Source organism: Exiguobacterium sp. s130, assembly GCF_018619055.1.
Lineage (GTDB): Bacteria > Bacillota > Bacilli > Exiguobacteriales > Exiguobacteriaceae > Exiguobacterium_A.
The window spans coordinates 14,433-38,896 of sequence record NZ_JACSNI010000009.1 but is presented as its reverse complement, the minus strand read 5'-3'; the positions used below and the strand labels follow the sequence as shown (position 1 = coordinate 38,896).

General features: G+C 39.0%; 27 protein-coding genes. 18 read left to right on the top strand and 9 right to left on the bottom strand.

What is annotated here, in order from left to right:
* Positions 1-2 precede the first annotated feature (2 nt).
* On the top strand, positions 3-1,466 hold the full coding sequence (locus HZS85_RS15630; protein ID WP_214808507.1) for an ArdC-like ssDNA-binding domain-containing protein: 1,464 nt from the start codon (positions 3-5) through the stop codon (positions 1,464-1,466).
* Between the two features lie 84 nt (positions 1,467-1,550).
* On the top strand, positions 1,551-1,712 hold the full coding sequence (locus HZS85_RS15625; RefSeq protein ID WP_160315907.1) for a hypothetical protein: 162 nt from the start codon (positions 1,551-1,553) through the stop codon (positions 1,710-1,712).
* A gap of 89 nt (positions 1,713-1,801) precedes the next feature.
* Here HZS85_RS15625 and HZS85_RS15620 read toward each other — a convergent pair whose 3' ends face one another.
* The 6 genes from HZS85_RS15620 to HZS85_RS15595 form a co-directional block, all read right to left on the bottom strand.
* Positions 1,802-2,020, bottom strand: a complete 219-nt coding sequence (locus HZS85_RS15620; RefSeq protein ID WP_053451909.1) for a hypothetical protein — start codon at positions 2,018-2,020, stop codon at positions 1,802-1,804.
* A 47-nt stretch (positions 2,021-2,067) separates the two neighbouring features.
* A complete protein-coding gene (locus tag HZS85_RS15615; RefSeq protein WP_053451908.1) occupies positions 2,068-2,628 on the bottom strand; it encodes a DUF5067 domain-containing protein in 561 nt (186 codons plus the stop codon).
* 21 nt (positions 2,629-2,649) lie between these two features.
* A complete protein-coding gene (locus HZS85_RS15610; protein WP_053451907.1) occupies positions 2,650-2,874 on the bottom strand; it encodes a DUF3006 domain-containing protein in 225 nt (74 codons plus the stop codon).
* The gene (locus tag HZS85_RS15605; protein WP_371742171.1) at positions 2,871-3,701 is read right to left on the bottom strand and encodes a ComEC/Rec2 family competence protein; all 831 of its coding nucleotides are present in this window, start codon (positions 3,699-3,701) and stop codon (positions 2,871-2,873) included. The genes HZS85_RS15610 and HZS85_RS15605 overlap by 4 nt, the downstream gene beginning before the upstream one ends.
* Before the next feature lie 152 nt (positions 3,702-3,853).
* On the bottom strand, positions 3,854-4,048 hold the full coding sequence (locus tag HZS85_RS15600; RefSeq protein ID WP_214808504.1) for a hypothetical protein: 195 nt from the start codon (positions 4,046-4,048) through the stop codon (positions 3,854-3,856).
* Positions 4,049-4,272: 224 nt separating this feature from the next.
* Entirely contained in the window at positions 4,273-5,175 is a 903-nt protein-coding gene (locus HZS85_RS15595) for a methyl-accepting chemotaxis protein (RefSeq protein ID WP_214808501.1), read from the bottom strand.
* Positions 5,176-6,039: 864 nt separating this feature from the next.
* On the opposite strand from HZS85_RS15595, the gene HZS85_RS15590 reads away from it, so the two are divergent.
* From HZS85_RS15590 to msr(G), 6 genes are all read left to right on the top strand, one after another.
* A complete protein-coding gene (locus HZS85_RS15590) occupies positions 6,040-6,495 on the top strand; it encodes an Rrf2 family transcriptional regulator (RefSeq protein WP_214808498.1) in 456 nt (151 codons plus the stop codon).
* A 787-nt stretch (positions 6,496-7,282) separates the two neighbouring features.
* Complete coding sequence (locus HZS85_RS15585) at positions 7,283-7,660, top strand: hypothetical protein (RefSeq protein WP_214808492.1); 378 nt, start codon at positions 7,283-7,285, stop codon at positions 7,658-7,660.
* The gene (locus HZS85_RS15580; RefSeq protein WP_214808490.1) at positions 7,635-8,699 is read left to right on the top strand and encodes a hypothetical protein; all 1,065 of its coding nucleotides are present in this window, start codon (positions 7,635-7,637) and stop codon (positions 8,697-8,699) included. The genes HZS85_RS15585 and HZS85_RS15580 overlap by 26 nt, the downstream gene beginning before the upstream one ends.
* The gene (locus HZS85_RS16995; RefSeq protein ID WP_353048879.1) at positions 8,696-8,950 is read left to right on the top strand and encodes a Tn7-like element transposition protein TnsE; all 255 of its coding nucleotides are present in this window, start codon (positions 8,696-8,698) and stop codon (positions 8,948-8,950) included. The genes HZS85_RS15580 and HZS85_RS16995 overlap by 4 nt, the downstream gene beginning before the upstream one ends.
* 1,046 nt (positions 8,951-9,996) lie before the next feature.
* Positions 9,997-11,190 (top strand): macrolide efflux MFS transporter Mef(F), encoded by a 1,194-nt coding sequence (locus tag HZS85_RS15570; protein WP_101035418.1) that lies wholly within the window; start codon positions 9,997-9,999, stop codon positions 11,188-11,190.
* Between the two features lie 117 nt (positions 11,191-11,307).
* Positions 11,308-12,765 carry an Msr family ABC-F type ribosomal protection protein gene (gene msr(G) / locus HZS85_RS15565; RefSeq protein WP_214808484.1) on the top strand — a complete coding sequence of 486 codons (1,458 nt, stop codon included), beginning with the start codon at positions 11,308-11,310 and terminating at the stop codon, positions 12,763-12,765.
* A 402-nt stretch (positions 12,766-13,167) separates the two neighbouring features.
* Here the strand turns inward: msr(G) and HZS85_RS15560 are convergent, their stop codons facing one another.
* On the bottom strand, positions 13,168-13,620 hold the full coding sequence (locus tag HZS85_RS15560) for a JAB domain-containing protein (RefSeq protein ID WP_316500097.1): 453 nt from the start codon (positions 13,618-13,620) through the stop codon (positions 13,168-13,170).
* Between the two features lie 427 nt (positions 13,621-14,047).
* On the opposite strand from HZS85_RS15560, the gene HZS85_RS15555 reads away from it, so the two are divergent.
* The 10 genes from HZS85_RS15555 to HZS85_RS15515 all read left to right on the top strand — a co-directional run bounded on the left by HZS85_RS15555 (position 14,048) and on the right by HZS85_RS15515 (position 22,832).
* The gene (locus HZS85_RS15555; RefSeq protein ID WP_214856791.1) at positions 14,048-15,013 is read left to right on the top strand and encodes a DNA/RNA non-specific endonuclease; all 966 of its coding nucleotides are present in this window, start codon (positions 14,048-14,050) and stop codon (positions 15,011-15,013) included.
* Between the two features lie 265 nt (positions 15,014-15,278).
* Positions 15,279-16,457 carry a tyrosine-type recombinase/integrase gene (locus HZS85_RS15550; RefSeq protein ID WP_154750361.1) on the top strand — a complete coding sequence of 393 codons (1,179 nt, stop codon included), beginning with the start codon at positions 15,279-15,281 and terminating at the stop codon, positions 16,455-16,457.
* A gap of 31 nt (positions 16,458-16,488) precedes the next feature.
* The gene (locus tag HZS85_RS15545; RefSeq protein WP_214808478.1) at positions 16,489-18,627 is read left to right on the top strand and encodes a tyrosine-type recombinase/integrase; all 2,139 of its coding nucleotides are present in this window, start codon (positions 16,489-16,491) and stop codon (positions 18,625-18,627) included.
* Positions 18,620-19,015, top strand: a complete 396-nt coding sequence (locus HZS85_RS15540) for a DUF6262 family protein (protein WP_154750359.1) — start codon at positions 18,620-18,622, stop codon at positions 19,013-19,015. Before HZS85_RS15545 ends, HZS85_RS15540 begins: the two co-directional genes overlap by 8 nt.
* A 110-nt stretch (positions 19,016-19,125) precedes the next feature.
* The gene (locus HZS85_RS15535; protein ID WP_154750358.1) at positions 19,126-20,058 is read left to right on the top strand and encodes a hypothetical protein; all 933 of its coding nucleotides are present in this window, start codon (positions 19,126-19,128) and stop codon (positions 20,056-20,058) included.
* Positions 20,059-20,518: 460 nt separating this feature from the next.
* Positions 20,519-20,806 (top strand): hypothetical protein, encoded by a 288-nt coding sequence (locus tag HZS85_RS15530; RefSeq protein ID WP_154750357.1) that lies wholly within the window; start codon positions 20,519-20,521, stop codon positions 20,804-20,806.
* 147 nt (positions 20,807-20,953) lie between these two features.
* Positions 20,954-21,448 carry a DfrD/DfrG/DfrK family trimethoprim-resistant dihydrofolate reductase gene (gene dfr / locus HZS85_RS15525; protein ID WP_154750356.1) on the top strand — a complete coding sequence of 165 codons (495 nt, stop codon included), beginning with the start codon at positions 20,954-20,956 and terminating at the stop codon, positions 21,446-21,448.
* 343 nt (positions 21,449-21,791) lie between these two features.
* Positions 21,792-22,127: a YolD-like family protein gene (locus HZS85_RS15520; protein ID WP_214808647.1), complete on the top strand. Its 336-nt coding sequence runs from the start codon at positions 21,792-21,794 to the stop codon at positions 22,125-22,127.
* Between the two features lie 220 nt (positions 22,128-22,347).
* Positions 22,348-22,473 carry a hypothetical protein gene (locus HZS85_RS16920; RefSeq protein WP_256442769.1) on the top strand — a complete coding sequence of 42 codons (126 nt, stop codon included), beginning with the start codon at positions 22,348-22,350 and terminating at the stop codon, positions 22,471-22,473.
* An 86-nt stretch (positions 22,474-22,559) separates the two neighbouring features.
* Positions 22,560-22,832: a hypothetical protein gene (locus HZS85_RS15515; RefSeq protein ID WP_214749455.1), complete on the top strand. Its 273-nt coding sequence runs from the start codon at positions 22,560-22,562 to the stop codon at positions 22,830-22,832.
* 60 nt (positions 22,833-22,892) lie between these two features.
* Here the strand turns inward: HZS85_RS15515 and HZS85_RS15510 are convergent, their stop codons facing one another.
* Complete coding sequence (locus HZS85_RS15510; RefSeq protein WP_214808643.1) at positions 22,893-23,708, bottom strand: HNH endonuclease; 816 nt, start codon at positions 23,706-23,708, stop codon at positions 22,893-22,895.
* Between the two features lie 49 nt (positions 23,709-23,757).
* Entirely contained in the window at positions 23,758-24,444 is a 687-nt protein-coding gene (locus tag HZS85_RS15505) for a hypothetical protein (RefSeq protein ID WP_214808640.1), read from the bottom strand.
* Positions 24,445-24,464 lie beyond the last annotated feature (20 nt).

The following is a 24,464-nucleotide window of genomic DNA, read 5'->3' as shown; positions in this document are numbered from 1 at the left end:
GTATGGCATACCAGAAGAAGACGCGTGAGGATTACCAGAAGGAAGTCCAAGCGTTGACCGATAAGATGGAGACACAGCTCGCCTCCCATTTCGTCAGTCAGGAGAGCATCAAGGAACACCTCGACTTCATGAGCCGGTTCCATCGCTACTCGACGCGGAACATGCTGTTGATCGAGGAACAGTTCCAAGGTGCCCGTGCCGTCGGTTCCTATGCGTACTGGGAGAAGCAAGGTGTCCATGTCCAAAAAGGAGAGAAAGGGATCAAGATCTTCGTTCCCTCCCCTGTTACGTTCATCAAACGAGAGACGGAGTGGGTGGCGTGGAAGGACGCGACGAAGACGGAGCAAAAGCGTGCCAAGGAAGGTTCTCTTCCGACGCGGAAAGCGATGTACTACAAGATTGGTCATGTCTTCGAGTACACACAGACCGATGCACGGGAAAAGGGACTTGAAGTCTCTGAGCTCTTCGCTTCCTATCATCGAAATGGATCGCTTCGCGAGGCGGAATCGTTTCGCCGCGCGTTGAACGGGATTGCTGAGACACAAGACGTGAAAATACTCGATCAGCCTTTAAGCGAGCTTGGTACCGCGAAAGGATGCTTCTATCCGGAACTGAACGCGATTGCCCTCAATCCGCGGAACTCGGATATTGAGAACCTGACCATCCTGATTCATGAACTCGCGCATGCCAATCTGCACAACGTGGAACGAAATGAAGAGCGTGGAATCGAGTTAAAGCCACATGAGAAGGAATTCCAAGCGGAGATGGTCGCTTACACGGTCGCAGCACACTTCGGTTTTCCAACGGACGAGTTTTCCTTGTCGTATCTCGCCAACTGGACGCAAGGGAGAGACTTGCGCGATAAAGAAGACCTGTTGCACGAAGTCCATCAGACATCCGGTCATTTCATCCGTGAGATCCATGCTTCACTCGAGCAGGAGCAAGTCTTGGAACGCGAAGCATCACCTATTAAAATGATTGAGTACATCGAACAGAAAGCACAGATCATCGAGCATGGATTACCGTTAACCGAACGATTGGAGCAAATCATGCAACATTCATCGGAGGACGTCGGTGCTTACCTGACGAGCATCGCTAAGCAGGACACGCAGCAAGATCTATCGTCTTTTGAAGAACCAATGATGCTGGTTCATGGAGCGACAGACTTCTTCGAACCGTTCGCGAAAGCCAACGACCGTGACTTCGACGAACATGAGACCGTTGCCTATACGCTCGTCATCCCAGGCGAAGAACCAATCAGCCAACACTTCCGCATCCTCGATGATGCGATGGGACCGTACCATCACATCCTGAATACAGAAGTCGTCAGTAAGGAGACCGAACAAGTACTCGAAAAAGCATGGTACGACGAGATGATTTCGACGGAAGACCGTGATCTAGAAAAGGTCCGACAAATCGTGACGCGTCACTTCAATGTACCGGAGCAGGACTTCAGGAGCCGTTAAAAAGATGTCCTCTCTTCTTTTAAAATCAAGTACTATAAAAAAGTAGGATAAAACTGACAATACAGACAAGACGGAGGATTGACCATGACTAATAATCAAGCAATTGCTTATGCTGCCATCGCGATGGAGCAGCTCGGCTACACACGTGAACAGATTGAAAAGGTTCAAGCGAGTATGCTGTCTGAAATGGACTGGACAGATGAAAAAACAGCTGAAAAGAAAGCCAGTGCCATCTTAAATAGCTGAACGTAAAAATGATTATATTCTTGCGCTTGAACTTCAAAAAAAGAAGGCAATATGGCTTCCTGAAGCGAAGTCATATTGCCTTCTTTTAATTAAGAATATTTCATTTGCAAAATAAATTGTTCAAAGCTAAATTTTGAAATGATCCGATGTCCCGAACGATCGAATTTTCGTGTTTGAAGATACGTTTCAAATGTAGATATGATTTCTTCCATCTCTAAACGTTGTTTAAGACCTACGACAATATATGGTTTAAACTTTTCTCCCATTTCTAAAATGAGTGCTTGCGCTTCTGTAAATGTTTGATTCATAGTCATCTCCCTTTCTTCACCAGATATGATTCTATCAATTCATCTTCTTATTTCAGTTCAATCTTCTTCTCACCCAACTCTTTTCCTGATAATCCTTGGGTTGCTTTCAAGGTGACGACTGCCTTCGGGTCCTCGATGTCATAAGCCATAATCCCTTTTGCAGTACCACCCGGTTTAATATCATCCAACTGATGCTCTAAATAAGAGGCATACTTCTCTTCCTGTGGCGTCATCCCTACCTCTAACTTGTTAATTGTATCGGTTCCTTCCTGTGTCGCTTCAAAGCAAGCAATCCAAACATTCATCCCATTGAGTGGCTTCTTGCTGTCGTTCGTCGTCTCATATGTGAAAACGAGTTGTGGTTTTTCGCGGAAATACTCTTTACTCGGCTCAAGTACTTCTGTCGAAAGAATCTTGACGGTCGCCATGTCGATCTTTAACGTGTCGTCTTTGAAATAGACATCTTCTTTTTTCGGTTCTGCCACCTCGACCTTTTCAGTCGGATTCGCTGCTTTTTTTGGTGGATCTTCTATTGTCTCTTGTGTGCCGCATCCAACGAGTGATAACCCTAACCCAACGATGACGACCGCTTGTCCTAACTTATTCATCTGCTTCAGCTCATTTCTTTTTTAGTCTTCCCATAGTTCTTCCATCAGCTCATCGATTTCATTCGAGAGTCGCTGCCGTTCACGGTCGTCCTTCTCGATATGACCGTACTCATCCATCCAGATGACATCACCGGACTCCACCGTCATCGGAAAGCGGGAAATCAGAATGTCGCGCATCCCATCATCGAACTCGACGACGACCCACTTCTCTTCAATTCGGTCGATAATCCCTTTTCGCTTTTTCATTTCGACTTCTTGATCGTGTAGGACGATCCATTCCCTTCGAAGACAATTGTGCCACTCTTATCGGTCCGCAGCATCGTCGCCTTCGCACGCTTCAAGTTCGTCACGACTTCCTTCGTCGGGTGTCCATACGCGTTCTTCCCGACACTGATGACGGCGTACTTCGGTTTAACGTACTTGAGGAACGTCGCACTTGTTGATGTCTTCGCCCCATGATGCCCGACCTTGAGGACGTCCGCACGCAGCGTCTTCTTCTTCGCGATCATGTCTTGCTCCGACTTCAATTCCGCGTCTCCCGTGAACAAGAACGTGTTCTTCTTGTAAGCGACGTGTAAGACCGCACTCCAGTTGTTCAGATCACTCTTCGCATAGTCTTTGACCGGTCCGACGAACTGCGCCTTCACACCTTTGACCGGAAGTGAGACACCAGCCTTTGCCGTCTTGATTGTCAGCTTCTCACGTTTAACCGCCAACAAGAAGTCCTTATAGGCTTGCGTCGTGTGCTTGACCTTCGGTGCGTAGACGCTCTTGACCTTGAACGAGTCGAGGACCTCATCAAGCCCACCGATATGATCGGCATCCGGATGCGTCGAGATCAGTACCTCAATATCACCGACCTTCTGTTTCTTTAGATAGGCGACGAGTGCATCACCTTTCCCCTTGTTGCCACCATCGATGACGATATCCTCACCACTTGGCATCTTGATGTAAATCGCGTCACCTTGACCGACATCGATATAGTGGACCTTGATTTTCGGTGTCGCTGCCTCTGCACCTTGCTGTGGTCCGACGAGTAACCCAACACTTGCGAGCGCTAAGCTCGCACCCATCCATTTTCGTTTCATCTTTCATCGCTCCATTCCTGATTTATAAGTTATCTTCAGTATACAGTGAATACCAGGAGAAAGTTGGTTACATTTACCACACCACTATTTTTATTGAGGAGTTAGCCTATAAGTAAAATCGATACAAAAAACAGACCTCAATGGGTCTGTTTGATAAAGTGTGTCTGCATGAAGTCTGTCAATCGATCGATATCGACGAACCATGTCACGTGCTCAATCGAACCATCCACTTCTCGAACGAATCGAAGCTGTGCATCAATCAATGTCACTTTATCTGGTGTCTGTTTTCCCTTCGCTTGATCCATGACCTCAAACATCTCGACTATACTCATATACTCCACCTCTCATTTGATTTCTTGACTAGATCATACATCGAAACATCAGGAACTGACGACTCATGCTACTTTACGTAAGTGTGCCCTTGTTTGAAATAGAAACAAATATTACTGAGCTGAACGCGGCATAGAAATGACTATACATAAAAATACGACTCAAATCCTCTTACTATCAAGGACTTGAATCGTATGATAAAGCATCGAGTGAGTCATCGCACCACTCAAACAATCGACGTAAAGGCTTTAGCGGTCACGTTTAACTCTCCAGCCGTTTCTCCCATACTATTGAATCTGTCGACGGTTTTCTCCATCACTTGAAGACTGTCCGTCGTATCTTTTGCTGATTGGTCCATTACCTTTAATACTTTTTGCAGTTCTCCGTTCATCTTTTCAGTCGTTGTCCGAACATCCACCACAGCACGTTCGACAAGTTTCGATAGATTTCGGACTTCTGTTGCGACGACGTTGAACCCTTTACCATGATCACCGGCTCGCGCCGCCTCGATTGATGCATTTAAAGATAATAAATTGGTTTGAGAAGCAATCCCTTTAATGGTCGCAGTAATCTGTGTAATCTCGTCCGCCTGTTTTTGTAGGTTTTGGACGACCTTATAATTCGCTAACGTCTCGTTCGCCATATGTTCAATCGTCTTCTTCAATAATCCACTCTCTTTAATCCCATAGAGTGCTCTTTCGTCAAGTGTCTCTGCGATTGTATCGAACGTCTTCGCATACGTTTCGACTAATTGTTGCCGCTCCGAAATATCCGTCGCAATTTTGACGACCCCGACGACCTGACCGTCTTCAATCAATGGCATGTAGGTCGCTTCTAACCAGATGGAATTTCCAAGAGAATCAATTCGTTCGATTTTTTCAGAAGTACTTAATCCGAAAAACAGCTTCTCCCAAAATTCCTTATACTCATTACTATTGACAAAGGAGGGAGGACAAAACAGGTGATGATACATACCAATCATCTCTTCCTTCCGATATTTCATCGTCTTCGCAAAGAGATCATTTACATCGACTACTTTTCTTTGCAAATCAAATCGAATCATCGCTACATGATTTTTTAAAGAATCCAACACTATACCAGAAGAAAGATTGACTGTATCCGAATCCATTATCTTCACCCTCTTGACGTCTATTTTTTTAGATGCACAATTTGTATTTCCTCATTATGTATATATAAATATAGTTATAAAGGGCTATTTAAAATACATCTTTTTTGAAATAAGTATCAATGTTTTTAGTCTTTTTTTATTATTTTCTCCCTCTAAAAACTAGTATCAAAAGTACTAATAAATTATCAGGGTATAAGAAGTTTATATCCCTTGGATTCAAGGTATTAATAACATATTTATGCTGTTGTTAAACAGTATTAAGGCTGTGATAGAAAGGAGAAAACTCGTTATGTCGACCTCATCGGGACCACAATGTTTGACCCTCATGCCAAGATTGTCTCAACACTTCCAACATCATGACATCTTACAAAACGTTGGACTTCTATCGATCCGGATCATTCAAAAGAAAAGAGCGGTTTCACTGGTCGAGTATCGACGACTGTATTCACTTCTCGATCAAGAGCAATTGGATTTTCAAAACTTCGTCCATCCGGATGTCAGGCAGCGTCTTGTCTTATGTATAAACCTCTCTTCTCACGAGTGGAGTATCTCCTTGCCTGACCATCACTTTTCTGAAGAATTTTTTAGATTTCCGACTGATTGCCCTCCCCTACAGTTTTCTCGTTTCTATGCGACTACTCATCACTTTATGACTTCACTTGAATCATTCATCCTATCTTTATTTTCTACGAGTATTGAATTCAGTAGTGCTTCCACTTATTATCAAGATACAGCGTCACCAAAATAAGAGATTCTACGGAATTCCTGAATTACATTTATGACTGAGGATGCTGACTATTTTACTGACTGCAATTGATAAACGAAAGTAAAATAAGCATTCCTTGTTCGAACGGAGTGATAACCATGCGCATCACACAATACACCGATTACGGACTTCGTACTTTGATATACCTCGTTGCTCATCCTAATGAAATCGTACCGATGCCACAAATCGCAGAACACTATGCAATCTCCCCGAATCATTTGATGAAGGTTACCCAGCAATTGACGAAGCTTGGCTATGTTGAATCTGTCAGAGGACGAAACGGAGGACTCCGACTGACGCATGCTCCAAAAGAGATTAACATCGGAACAGTCGTCCGTCAGATGGAACCGCTCGATATTGTCGAATGCTTCAGTCCGAACGGGCAATGCCTCATCGCCCCTGCCTGTCGTCTCAAAGGGATTCTCGGACAGGCACTGCGCGCTTTTCATCAAGAACTTGCGAAACATTCTTTGGAGGACTTACTCGATAATCGAGATCAACTTGTCGAACTTCTTCACACTTCCACCCCAAGTGTCGAAACCGCTTCTATCTGATCAGTTTTGCTTCATATCATCGACTGATTCATCTAGTATGTCCCGACAAACTACTATGAGAAACAGAGCTAATCACACGTGTGGTGGACGTTATACTTTGTTAGCCATAACAACAGCCAATAGGAACATCATCAAAAAAATCATCTTATTTTACTTACTATTTTTTCACCGCATCTAGCGAAAATGATGGAAAGGAGAACATTTCATGCACTCGTCTGATTTTCAAGACCGTTGTAGACAAGTTGCTTTAGAAGAGTTTCTCGAGATGTATTCACGACTTTTACATGCAACAGACTCACCTCTGAAGCGACAGCAAGTCGAACACGTGCTTGAAGAGATGCGGAAAGAGTTCTCTCTTGAAGTCTTGACTTCTGCGCCTTCCAACAGAACCGTCGAAAATGCTCAAAAAATCTATCAAAAGCTTCATCTTTTTTTAAAATAAAAGATTCATTTAAAATCCATATTTTATTCTATTTCGCTCCGTGCCTTCTGTCGCAAGGAACAGGAACGTAGAGATGCCTCGCGCAGGCGAGTCGCAGCTCTCGTTATCGGTCCGGCAGGAGGGTAGCGGTGCGATGAGGATGTTGCTGCGTGCAGCCTACAGCCTCACGCATGAGCCCGAAAAATCTTCTTATGCTGTACATCCAGTAGAAAGAGCATCACTACCTATCTACAAGAGGATCGATTCACTTCAATCAGCTATCTCTCCTCAAACCTTCGTACACTCCACTACTGTCTCACTACTGCATCCTCCATAACACCCTTCTATCTATATAGAAAAGAATAGATGTACTTTCTTACCCGCTATACAATTGCAATAAAAACGCTATATGAGCAATTATGGGCGTCTGAGAAGCCTATTCGAATTACGACATCTCTTTTAGGTAAACGTTTAGGGATAATAGCCAATCTTGAAAGACATTTAGAACAGCTGCCTATTACAAAGCGTTTACTTGAGCAAATTACGGAAAGTGTGGAACAATTTCAAATTCGCAGATGCTGTAGAATCATTGATAATTTGAAAAATGAATCAAGCGATGTGAAATTGTGGCGTGTTCAAAGATTGGCAGGGATAAAGTCAAAGGATTTTAAAACGATTCGGTCAATATTAGAGGCGTATTTACAGGAAGGTGGAATCGATGAAAAGCAAAGATATAAAGCTTAAGAATTGGCCGTTTGATCAAGGTGCACGCGTGAAATTAGAATGGATCGGTGCACCTTTTAGATACGAAAAAAAGATTGTGCTGCCAGTTTATTTTAGTGGAAAAGTTAATGGATATTATACAACTGAAAAGTTAATAGTTGATTGGACTGTATTAGCTTCTTTAAGAATCCAGCATTATTACGTAGATGGGGTTATTACGCAACCTATCTCACCTAACCAAACTGAAGAAATTATCATTACAATAGATCCAAATTACGTTGGCTATTTTGAACAAAACTATTCAATACGCGGGACAAAATATACAGAAATATCGCAAACTTTCGTTATCAAATACAATGGGGAGCGTTTCTACCTACCTTTAATTGAAGTGCTTAGAGGAATCATTGCACCGAATGCATTCCTGTTGAATTGTTTATTTGAAATGAACTCTTTCCCGTTATATTTCACAGAACAATATGAGTCGGATTTATTACGATTACACTTCGCGTCTTCATACAATGCAAAGTATTTAAAGAACGAGTATTTACATCATTTAGTGTGGCTATTAATGAACAATAACGCTCGTAAAGTATATGAAAGTATAGCTAGTAATTTTCATTTTAATGACTCTCTTAAGTTTGAATGGCCATTTCAAACACCAATCAAACTAAAGCTACGTGTGAAAAAAACACCAACAGGATATACAGTTCTATATATTAAGGCGATGCTAGATAAAGAATTGCAGGTTTCTAATTTGGAAATTACTCACCCTAGCCTTGTTCGTCATGAAAAATCGAATGAACCAAGAAAACGTATAATTCTCCCCCTTTCAACTTTAGGCGATTATGAAGCGGATGTAACAGTTGATGGACGTACAAATGAATTTGATGAAGTAATGACTGATACTTTAACTCATGAATACGTAGATGCTCTAGTAATTACTAAACAAAGAATAACTTCATCCAAACAACGCGAGGGAATTGATCACAACACTAAAAAGACTGTCAAAGCAGTTAATAACAGCCGTTCAATGGGGGATATTGGCGGAACAAGTCTATAAGGAATGGAAAAGAAGTTGCATTGTTAGAAGTTGAACGCGCTGGGCGTAGTGTTTCTACTTTAATTATTACATCCTTAGATTGTTCAAATATTAAATTGCATATTGAGCCTTTACTAAAATACATTATATTCAGCTCAGGTAGTTGGTTAAAAGAAGGTTTAGTTAAATGGGAAAAGAGCCTAGCGATTTATAAAGTAAAGCACACGAGTAACTTTAAAAAGTTGGTATTCAGTAAAATCTCAGACGTTTAATAAATAATCCTTTTAATACACTTAAATGGAACACTCCATAAATGGTGGTTGCGACAAAACAAAAACTTAACTTTTGTGTGTCCGAAACCTTGACCTAAATCCAGCTCGCTGTTACCCTGTTTTTTGGTAGATAGTATAGTTAAATGAGATTTTATTTATTATATTTGTGAAGTAATCTACTTAAACAAACGAAAGTGCTGTAGTTTAAAAAGGATTTATAACGTATACATCAATAAATATAATAACGTTCCCAAATGGAAGTTTGGGGGCATAGGGAAAAGCGACAAACATTGATATAACGGCCATTTGTCTCTTTTTAGTGGAACATTGTTTATGCAACTTTTTATGCAAGCACGGCAAACACTTGATACAAGGCAGAACAATCTATAAAATAGTAAATGGAAAGGGAGATTATAGTTTCTACCCGTAATCTTTTTTCTGCAAACGGGCCATTATCCAAAATACCACATAACAGAAGAAATTTATGATAAATATATATTAAGTTTTGAAATATTGGTATTTATGCCAAAGGGTATTCAGTACAGTGCAAGAAAAATAGTCTTAGTTAACTTGACTTTTTTTATTAAAAATATATAATTACTAATGTATTTTATAAACTATTAGGAGGATTATTAAAAATGACACATTCTATGAGACTACGTTCCCTATCTTTGAACAAGTAATTAAATACGTTCAAAGGCTCTGTTTGTATTTACAGAGTAAACGGGAGTAGTCTGTCCTTTTTTAATAATCTTCATTTCAAAAATCCACCCAATCCATACTTGTGGTTTGTCTAACTATTTTGATGTAGGCAATATACTGTTTGATTTATTTGGGATGGAAAGATGTTATGATGAGAAAGGCGACTTGTTCTGCCCTTCTTTATTTTTATCTTTTTCACTTTCTTAGCCATGCTCATGCTAGAGCTAGGTATGTTTAGTGATGACTTTCTACAAGTCACAAAAAATAAGGATGGATCTCTTTCCCTTTACTCTAAAATCACAAGCAGATGCTTGTGATTTTTTTATTATTTGGAGGTAGGGAAAATGGATAATATGAATTGGAAACGGAAATTTATTGCGATTTTTACAGGGCAGTTCTTTTCACTATTAAGCAGTGCTGCTGTTCAATTTAGTATCATTTGGTGGTTAACAGATACATCAGGAGGTTCTCCACTGATTTTAACATTAGCAGGACTGGCTGGATTTATGCCACAAGCATTGTTAGGTCCTTTTGCAGGAACTATTACTGATCGTTATTCACGAAAAGTGATTATGATAATTGCAGATATGACGGTTGCACTTGGAAGTTTAGCTTTATTTGTATCAATGTATTTTTATGATCCGAGTATTATATTGGTGATAATTGTATTGATCGTTCGTTCATTAGCAACTGCATTCCATATGCCGGCTATGCAAGCGTCTATTCCACTAATAGCCCCAAAAGAGCATTTGACAAAAGTTTCTGGATGGGGACAGACAGTGGCTTCTATATCAAATATTGTTGGTCCAGCAGCGGGGATGTCATTACTAGCGATAAGCTCCGTTGAGTGGGTTCTATTACTAGATGTCTTTGGGGCAGTAATTGCTAGTAGTATTTTGCTATTTATTCACATTCCAAATGTACAGAGTTCAGAAACTGTTGATTCTTCTAGTTTTATCAGCGATATGAAAGAAGGATATCATGCACTTGTAAAACATCCTGTTTTATTAAGGTTAACAGTCACGATTACGATTGTTTCGGTGCTGTATATTCCGCTAGGCACTTACTTTCCGCTTATGACACGAAATCATTTCGAGAAGGGCGTAGTTGAAGCTGGAATAATCGAAATTGTTTTTGCTGTTGGCCTCATCTTTGGTGGTATATTAATGGGGATTTTCGGAGATCGATTTGAAAAATTGAAACTCATTGTTAGCGGAATGATACTGATGGGGATTGCCTTATTCATTTCTGGCACACTTCCATCAACTTTATTCTATGGATTTATCGTAATGGCTGGTCTAGTGGGATTGTCTGGTCCATTATTTTCAGCTCCGTTTTATGCTCTTATCCAAACCGAAATTGAACCTCATTTACTTGGGAGAGTGTTTAGTTTTGTTGGAAGTTTGGCATTACTTGCAACACCGTTGGGTTACGCATTTGCTGGGGTTCTGATCCACTTAACAAATGTGGCCGTATTATTTTTGATTACAGGTATATTAATTGTATTAAATGCTGTTATCGTAAGAAAAGCAAAATAGGAGGGGAATTTCATGCAATTTTTACTATTCTTTTGATACGAGCTTGGTTTTGAGAAAGAGGCTCGTATCGATTCTAGCTATCGATACGGAATAAAAATATTTCGGGGGTAGCGAAAGATGGAACAAATCTGTTTTGAATTAGAAAATGTAGAAGTGACATATCTAGATAAAGAGGTTTTAAAGATTGAAAGATTAGCTGTACACCAATTTGACCGTATCGGCATAGTCGGTAAAAATGGTGCAGGTAAAAGCACGTTACTAAAATTACTGGCGGGTATCATTAAGCCAACAACGGGAAAGGTGAATCGGCTTGTTGAGAATGGCTATTTTGAGCAACTTGAAACTCCATCAGTACGTGATGCTGATCCAGTGTTACTTGGAAAATTAGACGTACCAAAAGACTCTAATCAGCTAAGCGGTGGGGAACAAACAAGGATGAAACTCGCTAAATTGTTTACTCATTATTATGAAGCTTTATTAATTGATGAGCCGACTACTCACTTAGACCAAGAGGGGATTTCGTTTTTGCTCGATGAACTTAGGTATTACTACGGAGCGCTTGTATTAATTAGTCATGACCGTTCTGTATTAGATGAACTAGTTACGACAATTTGGGAAGTTCATGAAGGTAAGGTACGAATCTATTCAGGAAATTACAGCGACTACATGGCACAAAAGAAGTTAGAACGTGAACAGCAGAGTAAAGCACATGAACAGTTCATAAAAGAAAAGAGCAGGCTAGAAAAAGCAGCACAAGAAAAAATGAAGAAAGCTGAAAAAGTTGCACAAGCAGGTCGATTGTCAAAAAAAGATGCGAATGCAAAGCCGGATAAGTCCTTTATGACAAAATCCAAAGGTACGAGCCAAAAAGCTATGCAGCGTGCAGCAAAGGCCATTGAGCAACGAATGGAAAAACTTCAGGAAGTCGATGCTGTAAAAGAGGATAGGCAAATAAACTTCCATCAATCGAGAAATTTAGAGCTGCATAATAAATTTCCGATAATGGCAGACCGATTTACTCTTCAAGTGGATAATAAAGTATTATTAAATGAAGTAAGTTTTCAAATGCCGCTTGGTAAAAAAATTGCAATTTCGGGTAAAAATGGTGCTGGCAAAAGTACTTTACTCCACCATATTGCTATCAATGCGCCCGGTTTAACAATTTCACTAAAAGCAAAAATTGGATACTTTCGTCAAATGAGCTATCAATATACAAGGGATGAAACGGTATTGGAATTTCTGAAAAATCGTTCTGAATACGATGAGAGATTTTTACGAAGCGTTCTACATTCCATGTTGTTTGTCGGCACAGATATATTAAAAAGTGTAAAATCATTAAGTGGTGGTGAAGCGATTCGTCTACAATTATGTCAATTATTTTTAGGAGAGTATAATATTTTATTGTTAGATGAACCAACCAATTTTTTAGATATCTATGCTATTGAAGCGTTAGAAAGATTTATTACAGCATATAAAGGCACTATTATCTTCGTATCACATGATCGCAGGTTTATTGATTGTGTAGCAGATTGTATATATTTCATTGAAGATCAACAGCTAAAATTAAGGGGTTGATTAATGATGAAGGAGAAATAATGGGGTTATTATCAAAATAAGATCTTTCGTAATTGGGTACTGTTTTGAAGAATACAGTAGAGAATTATCAAAATTTTTTATAAAAATAGTGTAATACTTCATAAAGAAAGAACCCGTTTTGATCAAACTTTTTTCAAAACGGGTTCTTTAAATTTAACGTAAGATAAGCCTTTGTCGCTTCATTTTGATCAAACTTTATTTTAAACCAACACCCGCAGTGGATCCGTCCACTGCGGGTTTCTCATTGCCCTTGGATTCGGGACGAATCCATCCCTTACTCGCTTGCGCTCTCTCAAAAGAAAAACGTCGTCGTTTTTCATCCATGCCCTTACACGCAGACAGGACGGAGGTGTCCCGTCCGTCTACGCTCTATTATCCCCTTTAAAGAACACCTTGTGCCTTCAAGCTGACGTATTCTTCTCCGGCACCGACGATGATGTGGTCAAGAAGCTGGATACCGACGATGCGTCCGACCTCGACGAGCCGTTCGGTCACCTCGATATCTTCACGTGACGGATGCGGGTCACCGCTCGGGTGCTGATGACTGACGATGAGTGACGTCGCATTGTTGAGGATGGCGGACTTGAAGATTTCTCGGGGATGGACAACGCTCGAGTTGATGCTACCGACGTGTGCCCGATGGACGGCAATGACGCGGTTCTTCGTATTGAGTAGGATGACGAGGAACACCTCACGGTCATCGTCCTGGATGAAGCGCTTGGCGATACAGAACGCGTCCTCGGGGGACGTGATGTGCGTCGTCTCGAGCGCGACGTCCGGTTCTCGGACCTCTTGGCGGATACGAGTGATTTCAACGAGTGTAGTCAGTTTCATGGAAAAGCTCCTTTCGCGAGTGGGATGCAGTCCGACACGGTGCCGTCCTGTTGACGGGAACGCAGCGAGCGTTGCGAGACGGTGCAAGGGTGACCGCAGGGAAAGATCAAAAAAAGCGGACAGCGCACCGGGACGAAGGCTTCCGGAGCCCGCGAGCGAAAAGCTTTGCTTTGAGCCAAAACGCGGAGGAAGACGAGGAACGGCAGCGGCTTTTTTTGATGGCCCTTGCGCCGACGAGGAGCGAGCTAGAGTACGGAAACAGGACGGCTTGCAGTCCCTTTCCATCAGACAGAGCGGTACCGCTCTGTTCCATGCCTTTGAAAAGATCATTTACCGCACCACCGATTTCAATTAAGACAGCAAGAACTGGTAAGTAGCGTTATAATGAAGGACGCAACGATAGACTGAATGAAAAAGGAGTACACTCATGAAGATTTCTTACATAGCGATTCCCCTTGCCGTCTTATTGATGGCAGGATGTACAGATATGGAGACGACCTCACCTCCATCAGATCAAACAGAACAAGTAGCGCAACAAGACGACACGACTACACAAAAGACCGAAGCGAAGAAGAACTCCGATCAACATCCAGAAAAAGAGGCTGATACTCGTACAACCAAGCAACTAAAGGAGACGAATGCATCAACGGAATCAAAAACGACGACTCTGCAGGATTCTTTCACAGGATATAAAAAGATTACGGTCGATGGCGGAGACCTGTCCGGTAGTCGGCAGGCGAACGTCGTCGTCAACATCGGCTTCGGTGACCGGAGATACTGGGCGTTCACGAATGAGCATGGACAGTTGGTCCGAGTCATCGCGAAGAAGATCGTCCTCCAAAATGATGCGACGGAAGACGTCACGCATGATGGACGCTATTACTCTGATGAGGCGAAAGTGCCAGGCGTCGAACGCGCGGATCTCGATGAAGGACATATCATCGCCGACTCGCTCGGTGGCGTCTCGAACGCCTACAACATCACTCCGCAGGACAGCACCTTGAACCGTCATGGTGATCAGGCGTACATGGAGGACGTCATCCGCAAGGCAGGTGGCGCGACGAACTTCGAAGCTCAGATTACCTATCCGGATACGTCGACGATGATTCCATCCGCGTATCAGTATACCTACACGGTCCGTGGAAACACCGTCGTCGACCGGTTCAAGAACGGCAATCCGGACGAGACGAATGTTGCACTCGGTCTGACAAAGAAAAAGGAGACGAAAACAGAATCGTCAGCGACGTCCTCTGCCGATACCACAGCGACCGAGGATGTCTCGCGCGTCGATACCGACGGCAATGGTCAAGTGACAATCCAGGAAGCGAAGGACGCAGGCTTTGCGATGCCAATCACGGAGAAGTACTGGTTAAATATAGGTGATAATTCATAGGATAGTTAGTCTAATATGGGGACTAACTATCCTTTTTTATTAACATAATAGATTAATTAAATAATGGTTGAAAATATAGTTTAGAAGGTTTAATATGGATAATATAGACAACGAACGTTTGTTTGTTTTAAGGAGGACGTAGCCTCGGTGCGAGGACAGCACTCCGCAGAAACGATAGTTTCGAGGACCTTAATGAAACAACAATTACGGTAAACATTACAAGTAGCAGCACTATCGTAAATTACAATTGGTTGGAGATGCTTTTATGAAGGTAGAACAAATATTGATTGGTAATAGAAAAGTATTTCTGCTTATGGATTCAAATGGATCGCCCATTGAACCCGTTGCGAAGTATATGAAGTTTCACTATAACAAGGAGAGTAGTAGCAATACTTTACAGACTTACTGTACGGCTTTGAAATATTACTTTACATACTTAGAACAAAGAGGAATTGATTATCAGCAAGTTAGCTTTCAAATAATATCTGACTTCGTTGCTTGGCTCAGAAATCCATATGAAAGCAATAAAGTAGTACCCCAAAAGGAAGTTAAGGCTAAACGTAGTGAAAGAACAGTAAACACTTACCTTACGGTAGTGACATCATTTTATGATTATCTATACAGAGAAGAATTTGTTGAATCAAATGTTGTTGAAAAGTTGATGAAGAAGATGTTTCAAGGTGCAGGTGGAAATGGATATAAGGATTTTTTATATCATGTAAATAAAGACAAGCCACGTTTCAAAAATGTGCTTAAATTAGACGAACCTAGAGTAAGAGTAAAGATATTTACAAAGGAGCAAGTTAATGAAATCTATAAATCTACTACTAATATTAGGGATAGATTTTTAGTAAGGTTACTTTTTGAAAGTGGCTTTCGTATAGGTGAGGTTCTCTCCTTGTTTCTTGAAGACTTTCAATTTGACGCAATACAAAGGAAGCACAAAATCCAACTAACAGATAGAGGGGAGTTACCAAACGGGGGGAAGTTGAAGACTGGAGAACGAAAGATTGACATCTCTCAAGGGCTAATGGACTTGTATGATGATTATTTGTTCGAAGTGCTAGATGAATATAATCCTGACCATAACTTTGTATTTGTAAAGGTTTGGGGTAAGAACGCTGGAGAACCTCTAACATATTCTGATGTTTATGCAACTCTTAAAGAGATAGAAAGGAAAACAGGCATATATATTACTCCTCACCTATTTCGTCATACACATGGAACCATATTTTATCTTCAAACAAAGAATATAAAGGCAGTACAAGAACGTCTAGGTCATGCACAAATACAAACAACCATTGACCTATATGTTCACCCTTCTGAAGATGATATTCGTAAGGATTGGGAGAAAGCCTCTCTTGCCTTTGAAATTGGGCGAGGCATAGAGAACAAAGAGGAAATTTTTCAATCAGGTATTCCTGACGAGGTAGTTCCTTTTTAAGAGGTAGATTAGTATTTTAGGAGGACAAACATTGGATAAAATCATACCAAATAATTCAATCCCCAAAAGTGAATATTGGGACTTAATCACTTCCACCCTATCCACTTACGAGGTTAAAGATATTTCCAACGATGGAAAAGTAACAAGAAGAGTTGTGAATGATGATTACTTTTTAGTCAATGATGTTTGGAATATACATGAGATTGGTAAAATCCCTAATTTTGAAGAGCAATATAACAAGAGAAAAGGAATAGTAAATAACATTTACTTCAACTGTGTAAATCCAAACGTCAACATGGAGATTAAGTTTGTTTACTACAATCAAATTTTTTCAGACCGTTGGGGAATATTGTCTATATTTAAAAGTATATCAGGCTCGCTAAGAAAACTGGCTGAATATTTAAACGAAAGGCATCCAAATCTCACTTCCCTTCTTGATTTAGACATCAAGAGAGAGCAAAAGCTTTGGACCTTTTGGTTGAATGGTAAAGGAGAAAAGACAATTTACATCAAGAAGATGAGAGGGGAAGAAATCGTTGCCCGTACGGAAATAGATGGCTTTTTAGCAAGGATTTATAATACACTTTTTCAATTAACCGATACCCGTGATGAATGGGAGAAGGATCGATGGGATGTACGGGTACTGAACAAAAAATACGGGATAGATTTCAATGAATCAACTAGTTGTCATCGTATTGATTTTTCAAATATAGAGAATAAAAATTTTAGTAAAATATTTAAAGAATATATAAAAGGTCGTCTAATCAGCGGCAAAAACTTCACCTGGGGTACAGCTCTAAGTTATGGAACATACACTATTCGTTTTTTAAACTCAATTGCAAAACAAAATCCTAAATGGAACGATTTTAAAAAACTTGAAAGAAAGCATATAGAAACGTACATAGAAGAGTTAAAGGAGCATACTAAAACCAAATTAAATAAGAAAAATTCAAACCCTAAAAAATATGTTCGTCAAGCATTAAAGTGTGTTCGTGCTTTTATAAGAGATCTTCAAATTTTAGAGAAGTTCGAAGATTTTGCACCTGAAGAAATGGTGTTTCGTTTAATATATCCTGAAGACTTTCCTAATCTCCCTAAAAAATCATCGGATGAAATTGATTACATACCTGACTATGTATTGGAACAACTGTTTAATAATCTAAATGACCTTCATCCAGATGTACAGCCAATTGTCTGGATCTCTTTCAAAACAGGGCTTCGCTTAAGCGATACATTGGAATTGACGCAGGATTGTTTAGGTAAAATAAACGGAAAATCAAATCTTACAACAGATATTGAAAAGACGTATGTAATAGGTCACAAAATACCCATTGATGATCATCTAGCAGATATAATTGCAGTTTTAATTGACCGTTCTAAGCAAAACAGCAATGATGATAACAATCCTGAAAGATACCTTTTTGTTCGTTACCGAGGTTCCCGTAAGGGAAGACCCTTTAGTCAGAATTTTGTTCGAGAAGAACTAAACAAATTAGCGTTAGAAAAAAATATTACTGATGAATCAGGCAATTTGTTTCACTTCAGACCTCACCAGTTTCGACATACTTTTGGAGTAAAAATGATAAATGGTGGAGCTGATATTTTAACGGTGCAGGAGTTATTAGCCCATGCATCACCCGAAATGACGTTGCAATATGCTCGTCTATTAGATGATACGAAACGTAAAGAGTTCGAGAAGGTTGTGAAACAAGGTGTGTTTATCTTTGACATAAATGGGGAAATTAACCAACTCTCAGAAAGTGAAGATGTCCCTAAAGACATTCTTGATATGTTGTGGAAAGACGAGAAGTTAAACGCCTTAGATAACCCTTATGGGACCTGTCGTGCAAGAGTCAACGGGAATTGCCCATTAGCAGCAGAACCCCCTTGTCTTACTGCAAACGATGGAAAACCTTGTTTTGATTTAGCAGTAGGTATGTCAAGTTTTGACGTTAAGAAGTACGAGCTTCTCATAGAAACAACTACAAAGTGGATTGAAGCGTCGAAAGAATATGGTCGTGAAGATATGGTTAAAGCAAACGAAAAGAACTTGGAAAGGTACCAAAATATTTACGAAACAATCAAAGATGGAAATGTTATTTTTGGTCGATTTGACCGCATGAAGAGACAATTAGAACGTGAGAAAAAGAAAGGTGTTAAACATGGCTAGTTTTGATCGTGAGGAACAATTAAGGCGGCTACATGAAAAGAGAAAGCAAGAAACTAAAGAAAAGGTTGAAGAAGCTATTAAACGCCTTACAAAGAGTTCTAAGGCTATTAACTTTAATAGTGTAGCAGAAGAAGCTGGAGTGAGTAAAGCAACCCTTTACAATCATACTGAGCTCAAAGAACGTATCGATTTCTTACGAAATCAACAACAAAATGCTTTTGTGGATTCGAGGATTAAACGTGACGAGAACAATCAAAATGCAGTAATCGCTTCTCTAAAGAGAAAGATTGAAAAGTTGGAAAAAAAGAATAAAGAACTTGAACAAGAAAATAAACGATTACGCGAAAAAGAAAATGAGAAGCTTACTGATTACTTTATGAAGATATAATTCTTATTCAACTAACCGAGCAGGCTAGTATCTTAAGAATATGTACATAATAACAGGACAATACATTTATAAATGATTACTAATTGGCATTATCGAACGGAGCGGGCAACATGTTTCAAATGAAGCTTATCAAAAAATTAAAGACATCATATGAAATAGTGATGTCAAATGATAATCGTTATTTATGTCACACAATGGGCAGTAAGACTATTGTTTATGATACATATTCTTGGGAAAAGGTGATAGAACTTCCTAAACCTAAACATCCTGGTTATATAAAATTCTCGCAAGATGGTCAATGGTTCTACATTAAAAATACAACTGGAACTATTTGTGCGTATAATACCAGTGATTTTCAACTATATAGAACCATACAATCAAGAAAATCCTTCCAAACTGTTGAGGTAAACTTTGAGATAATGGAAAATCCTTTAATAATTCTTGATACGATTAATATTAATAATTCTAAACAGATTGCGATTTTTAATATTGAAACTGGTGAATATCATGTATTGACTGATCTAGATAGTACACATATAACCTATCATCAGTTTATTCAAAATAAAAATTCTTATTTATTTACGGTATCAAATCTAGATGAGAATGATAATGTAGAACAAAGTATACTTTTCGTAAGTAATCCTTTAACGAACCCGTTAATCTCAATTTGGAAACTTCCTGATATATTACTATGGGACTCAATTATCTACGACCCAGTTCATAATGTTTATATTATGGTTAATAGATATGAGCTCATATTTTTTGAGTCCGACTTAAAAACTATTCTGAGGAAAGAAAAATTTATAGATAAAGAAAAATTAAATGTGATGGAAATCTTTTATCATATTCATGTATCGAATGATGGGAATTTTATTGTAATAACATTTAGTCAAAGGGTTTTGATCTTAAGGTTTGATGATTTATCTCCAATCTTTGTAGAAGAGATTCCAGATGCTTGTTTCGCAGAATTTAGCAAAAATGATAAATATTTACTCGTAGGTACATGGTCAAACGGTTTCGTCTTTGAAAATAACTTGAAATAGCTTTTATCATTTGATATTTTCGGATTAAATGGACAAATTAGATTTCACTGTATTAACTCCTAAAAAGATTCCCGATGATTGTACGTTAGAAATCAAAACCTATCCCTGGGGGAAAAAGACCACTTCTTCCATTTTAGACTGCATTTTATGGACAAGAAAGATACCAAATTGATGGTTAGTATTGAGAAGAAAAGGGGATTGCCTCTATACCAAGATCATTTAAGAGTAAAAGGAAGTATTTGAGGCATTACCAAAATAACCAAACCTTTTAAAAAGAGAAACTACATTGAAATAATTAAAAACGAAGCCGAATTTTTTATTGAAAATGGAATAACAAATCCAGAGGAATATTACAAAAATCGTTAGTTCCCTCTTTAACTAAAGTGCGATTCTTCAATAATGAGGGGTCGCTTTTTTGAAGTAACGGGTCAGGATAATTGTAGAATGGGAGGAACTCTTTTTGATTATTAAATTAAATTTTGGTAATGAACATATACAATACATCTCTTGTGCAACTAAAGTGGGTAGAAAGATTAACAAAATTAGAAGAGACTTTGAAAATTGGATCTTTGATGAGAACAAGAATAAAAAGTATTGGGCGTTTGAAAACGGAGAAAAGTATTGTCCAAATTATGATTCAGATGCAATTATAGAATGGTTAAATAATGTAAAGTTCAAAAAAGGCACTGCAAAGGCGAAATTAATCACAGTGCCAAAATCAAAAGTGAAAAAGACATTATATTTTTAGCCGATGTTATAAGGGTGCAAGGTTAATCATAACAGGTATCGGAATAAAACATTGATATTCAATTAACGGGGCAGGATAGTGGAACAAGGAATTTCAATTGAAATAAGAAATTACATGGTAAAATAGTTAAAAAAGGCTGTGTTAAATATGAAAGTTTCTTTAATTGTTGCGATGGGTAAGAATAGAGTGATTGGCAAAGAGAATGACATCCCTTGGAGAATTCCAAAGGATTGGGAGTATGTTAAAAATACTACAAAGAGACATCCGATTATATTAGGTAGAAAAAACCTTGAATCAATTGGAAGAGCTTTACCTCAAAGAAGGAATATTGTCTTAACGAGAGATAAGAATTATAAATTTGAGGGTTGTGAAATTGTCCATTCAATCGAAGATGTGTTTAAGATTTGTAAAAATGAAAAAGAGATTTTTATTTTTGGGGGAGAACAAATTTATAAAATGTTCTTACCTTACGTCGAGAAGATGTATATTACAAAAATTCATCATGAATTCGAAGGGGATACATTTTTTCCAGAAGTAAATTTCAATGAATGGGATGAAGTATCCGTTGAAAAAGGTGTTATGGATGGAGAAAATCCTTATAACTACTATTTTCATGTCTATGAAAGAAAATTGTTAAGCTAACGAAGGCTTTAGTTGAATAATGTAATAAAGATGGACCACACATTAGACATGTCTAATATGTGTGGTCCTTTTAGTGTCAACAGTTTCGCTTTCCTAACCTAAATATAACACTGGTTGTACCAATATATGCGGGACAATGATCATGACGGCATGGTCGGAGAATGAATCCTCCATCCAATCGAACAGTCGAAACATATTAGGGCAGTGACGAGATATTCGTCGTGCCTTTTTTCGTCGTTAGAAACGAAAGCATTGATGAGACGGCGAAAAAGCGGATTGAAAACAAGAGAAACGAGGAACATAATAAGAACAAATGTTCTTATTATGAAAAGGAGTGGTTTTAATGAGTTATGAAGACCGAGGCAATAAGAAGTGGATCCCGTTCCTCATGCCCGAACACAAAGGATTGCTGAAACGCTATTACCAAGAGGTACATCATCTCAAGTTCGAGGATACGGAGGGACCAATCGATGGGACGATCGAGAACGCCTTGAACGATGCCATCTTCAGCGGAGACATTGTCACGGTGACAGCAATGAATGGTCCGTTGACGCATCGTTTCGATGCCTTCGTTGAGAAGCTCGACTATGTGCAAGAGGAGGTCCATCTCGTCAAACGCAACCTCGACGTCGAGATCGTCCCGTTCAAGCAAATCTTATCTATTCAAGTATCTGAATAAGTGAGTGGTATATAGAGAGTGATGATCCTTTAACTAGAACCAGAAAAAGTTGTTACTGATTAAATTAAGTGACATAATAAGTATATAAATACAAAACGTAATGAGGCATTATCCAAAGTTTCGATACTTTGCCATCCTATTACCTGCATTTATTCTAATTGTTTTTTTGCGTTATTTAAGTATCCAACTAGAGGAAGAGACAATTAGGGAGGCGATGCATATGCAAACACTGTTAAAACATTTAAACTCAATCATTTTAGAAACACTTTGGGCTTTTGGGATTAGCTTTTTTGCAGGTATGAAAATGGATGGGTCCAATGGCGGACGACTTGGGTGTAATGCCTGATTACGTTTTGGTTTAAAGAATCTCACGAATACGAAGTAAATTTTAAGTAAGCGTGCATTTCCTATATTTCAAAGGAGAAAATCATATTGAGTACACAAAAAATGGACTATTTCATTAAGCAAAATGGACAAACTATTGAAGAAGGTAGTCTTACGGCAACTGGAACTTCCGTATTTGAAATGACGGAGAACGTTGTGGAGCAGTTATCTCATCAATTTGGATTAACAGAAGTCGACTTTGATGATGTTTCGAATTATTGGACATTCGATTGTCTTTTCCGTGATATCCCTACTGTCCTTCAATTTCGCCCTGTTGATGGTTTTGCCGATAAATTTGGTGTAGATGAAGAAGTGAACTAAAGAGTAAAAAGATCTATCGTTTTTATATGCGATAGATCTTTTTACTCTTTTAATTTTTTTTTAACCTTTTATATGTGTCTCTTCTTTTCCTCTTATTTTAGCAATCAGCTTTTGATTCAAGTTATATCCTTCTACACCACGATGAATATGAGCATGACAATTAGGACATATCGCAGCAACATGTTCAGGATGATCTGGACCTCCATCCGATAGTCGTAGCAAATGATGGACATCCAAAGCACTTCCTGATTTTGCTTGAAATGGCTCAGGCATCTCACACAGTTCGCACATACCAGATGCTCTTTTACGCGCATATGCTTTGATCGCTTCTGAACGCTTCCGAACGTGCACTTTCTTCTGTTGAATAGTTTCATCCCCGTTAGAGGTATCCATTAATGCCAGTTCTCGTAATTCTTGTAGCGTACCTGACGTTCCTAACTCGATGGTATTCGTATTTACTGCATTCTCAAAAACGGTAAAAGCAAAAATGATTACATCTCGTACCTCTCCTGATTCATTCGAAACCGGAGAAAGGGTGTAGTCTACTAAAGTTAATTGTTCCTCGAAACGAAACATTCCCTTTGAAACATTTTTAAAAAGATAGATGTCCTTTCCATTTGCAACATGATCGCGTAACGCCTTATTCCCCATCTTAAATTCCTGATCACCCTTGCGTCCTTCGCCCGTATAGTAAAAAAGATCACGCTCATTATTCCATCCATTTTTGTAACCAAAATCTGCTCCTGCTTCGCTCGAAAAAATAAAAATCATCGGAGATTTAGCAGACATACTGATTCCACGCTCACGACTACCACCAAACTCATCATGAATCGCTTTTCGTTGATAAATTTGATTTTTTATAAAAGGAATGGACATCTCGTGCGCCTCCAGTACTTTACTGATTTTTTCGTTACCGATAATACTACTACAAGCGGAATCTTTTCTTCTTAGCGACAACTGACTTTTCGTTTTGATGATCAATTAGCATCTCGAGTGTAATTTCATCAATAAGGCTTAGCATTTCCTCACATGTTTCGACTTTAAAATTGAGGTAATTAGTTCGGGCAGTAAGGAAGAAATGTGTAATAGCAAAAAGGAACATGCACAAAATACAAAGACCAAGAGCAACTAAAAGAGTTCCATCGTCCCAAAACTTCGAAAATCCAAAAATCATTGCCAACACTATCGAAAAATAGCTCGGATTAAACTTGTAGTGCTTTTTTTGAATTTGAATTGTTTTCGAAATCATAGCAGACAAATGCTTCATTTGCTCCGCTTGAACTATACGATGATCATTTCTTAAGTACTCTTTTAAGCGAGACTTTATATAATGATTTTTTTTGAGGCGATACGTAGCAAGATGTTTGTTGGAAAATTTCTCTGATATCAAGGCAATTCCCAACAATATAACGGTAACTACAAAATAGCTTACAATTATATTGAAGCTATATGCGTGAAAAAGTGCCCATGATGTAATCAATAATAAAACAAAGAACGAAAGCATAGAGCAGCAATAAACCTTAAATGAAAGTGTCCTTTGAGTAGGTCGAAAATGTGTTTTGGAATACTCTTTAGAGAGACTTCGAAATTCACTTAGTACTGTTTCTATCATATAAATAGATAGCCCCCTTC

Bases quoted from the DNA above. Each gene is read 5' to 3' on its own strand.
- HZS85_RS15560 (WP_316500097.1), bottom strand. From the start codon at position 13,620: ATGAAACTGACTACACTCGTTGAAATCACTCGTATCCGCCAAGAGGTC.
- HZS85_RS15610 (WP_053451907.1), bottom strand. From the start codon at position 2,874: ATGAAAAAGCGAAAAGGGATTATCGACCGAATTGAAGAGAAGTGGGTC.
- HZS85_RS15535 (WP_154750358.1), top strand. From the start codon at position 19,126: ATGTTTCAAATGAAGCTTATCAAAAAATTAAAGACATCATATGAAATA.
- dfr (WP_154750356.1), top strand. From the start codon at position 20,954: ATGAAAGTTTCTTTAATTGTTGCGATGGGTAAGAATAGAGTGATTGGC.
- HZS85_RS15615 (WP_053451908.1), bottom strand. From the start codon at position 2,628: ATGAATAAGTTAGGACAAGCGGTCGTCATCGTTGGGTTAGGGTTATCA.
- HZS85_RS15505 (WP_214808640.1), bottom strand. From the start codon at position 24,444: ATGATAGAAACAGTACTAAGTGAATTTCGAAGTCTCTCTAAAGAGTAT.
- HZS85_RS15625 (WP_160315907.1), top strand. From the start codon at position 1,551: ATGACTAATAATCAAGCAATTGCTTATGCTGCCATCGCGATGGAGCAG.
- HZS85_RS15620 (WP_053451909.1), bottom strand. From the start codon at position 2,020: ATGAATCAAACATTTACAGAAGCGCAAGCACTCATTTTAGAAATGGGA.
- HZS85_RS15520 (WP_214808647.1), top strand. From the start codon at position 21,792: ATGAGTTATGAAGACCGAGGCAATAAGAAGTGGATCCCGTTCCTCATG.
- HZS85_RS15570 (WP_101035418.1), top strand. From the start codon at position 9,997: ATGGATAATATGAATTGGAAACGGAAATTTATTGCGATTTTTACAGGG.
- HZS85_RS15595 (WP_214808501.1), bottom strand. From the start codon at position 5,175: ATGGATTCGGATACAGTCAATCTTTCTTCTGGTATAGTGTTGGATTCT.
- HZS85_RS15630 (WP_214808507.1), top strand. From the start codon at position 3: ATGGCATACCAGAAGAAGACGCGTGAGGATTACCAGAAGGAAGTCCAA.
- HZS85_RS15580 (WP_214808490.1), top strand. From the start codon at position 7,635: ATGAAAAGCAAAGATATAAAGCTTAAGAATTGGCCGTTTGATCAAGGT.
- HZS85_RS16920 (WP_256442769.1), top strand. From the start codon at position 22,348: ATGCAAACACTGTTAAAACATTTAAACTCAATCATTTTAGAAACACTT.
- HZS85_RS15555 (WP_214856791.1), top strand. From the start codon at position 14,048: ATGAAGATTTCTTACATAGCGATTCCCCTTGCCGTCTTATTGATGGCA.
- HZS85_RS15540 (WP_154750359.1), top strand. From the start codon at position 18,620: ATGGCTAGTTTTGATCGTGAGGAACAATTAAGGCGGCTACATGAAAAG.
- HZS85_RS15585 (WP_214808492.1), top strand. From the start codon at position 7,283: ATGTACTTTCTTACCCGCTATACAATTGCAATAAAAACGCTATATGAG.
- HZS85_RS15605 (WP_371742171.1), bottom strand. From the start codon at position 3,701: ATGGGTGCGAGCTTAGCGCTCGCAAGTGTTGGGTTACTCGTCGGACCA.
- HZS85_RS15600 (WP_214808504.1), bottom strand. From the start codon at position 4,048: ATGAGTATAGTCGAGATGTTTGAGGTCATGGATCAAGCGAAGGGAAAA.
- HZS85_RS15510 (WP_214808643.1), bottom strand. From the start codon at position 23,708: ATGTCCATTCCTTTTATAAAAAATCAAATTTATCAACGAAAAGCGATT.
- HZS85_RS15550 (WP_154750361.1), top strand. From the start codon at position 15,279: ATGAAGGTAGAACAAATATTGATTGGTAATAGAAAAGTATTTCTGCTT.
- HZS85_RS15590 (WP_214808498.1), top strand. From the start codon at position 6,040: ATGCGCATCACACAATACACCGATTACGGACTTCGTACTTTGATATAC.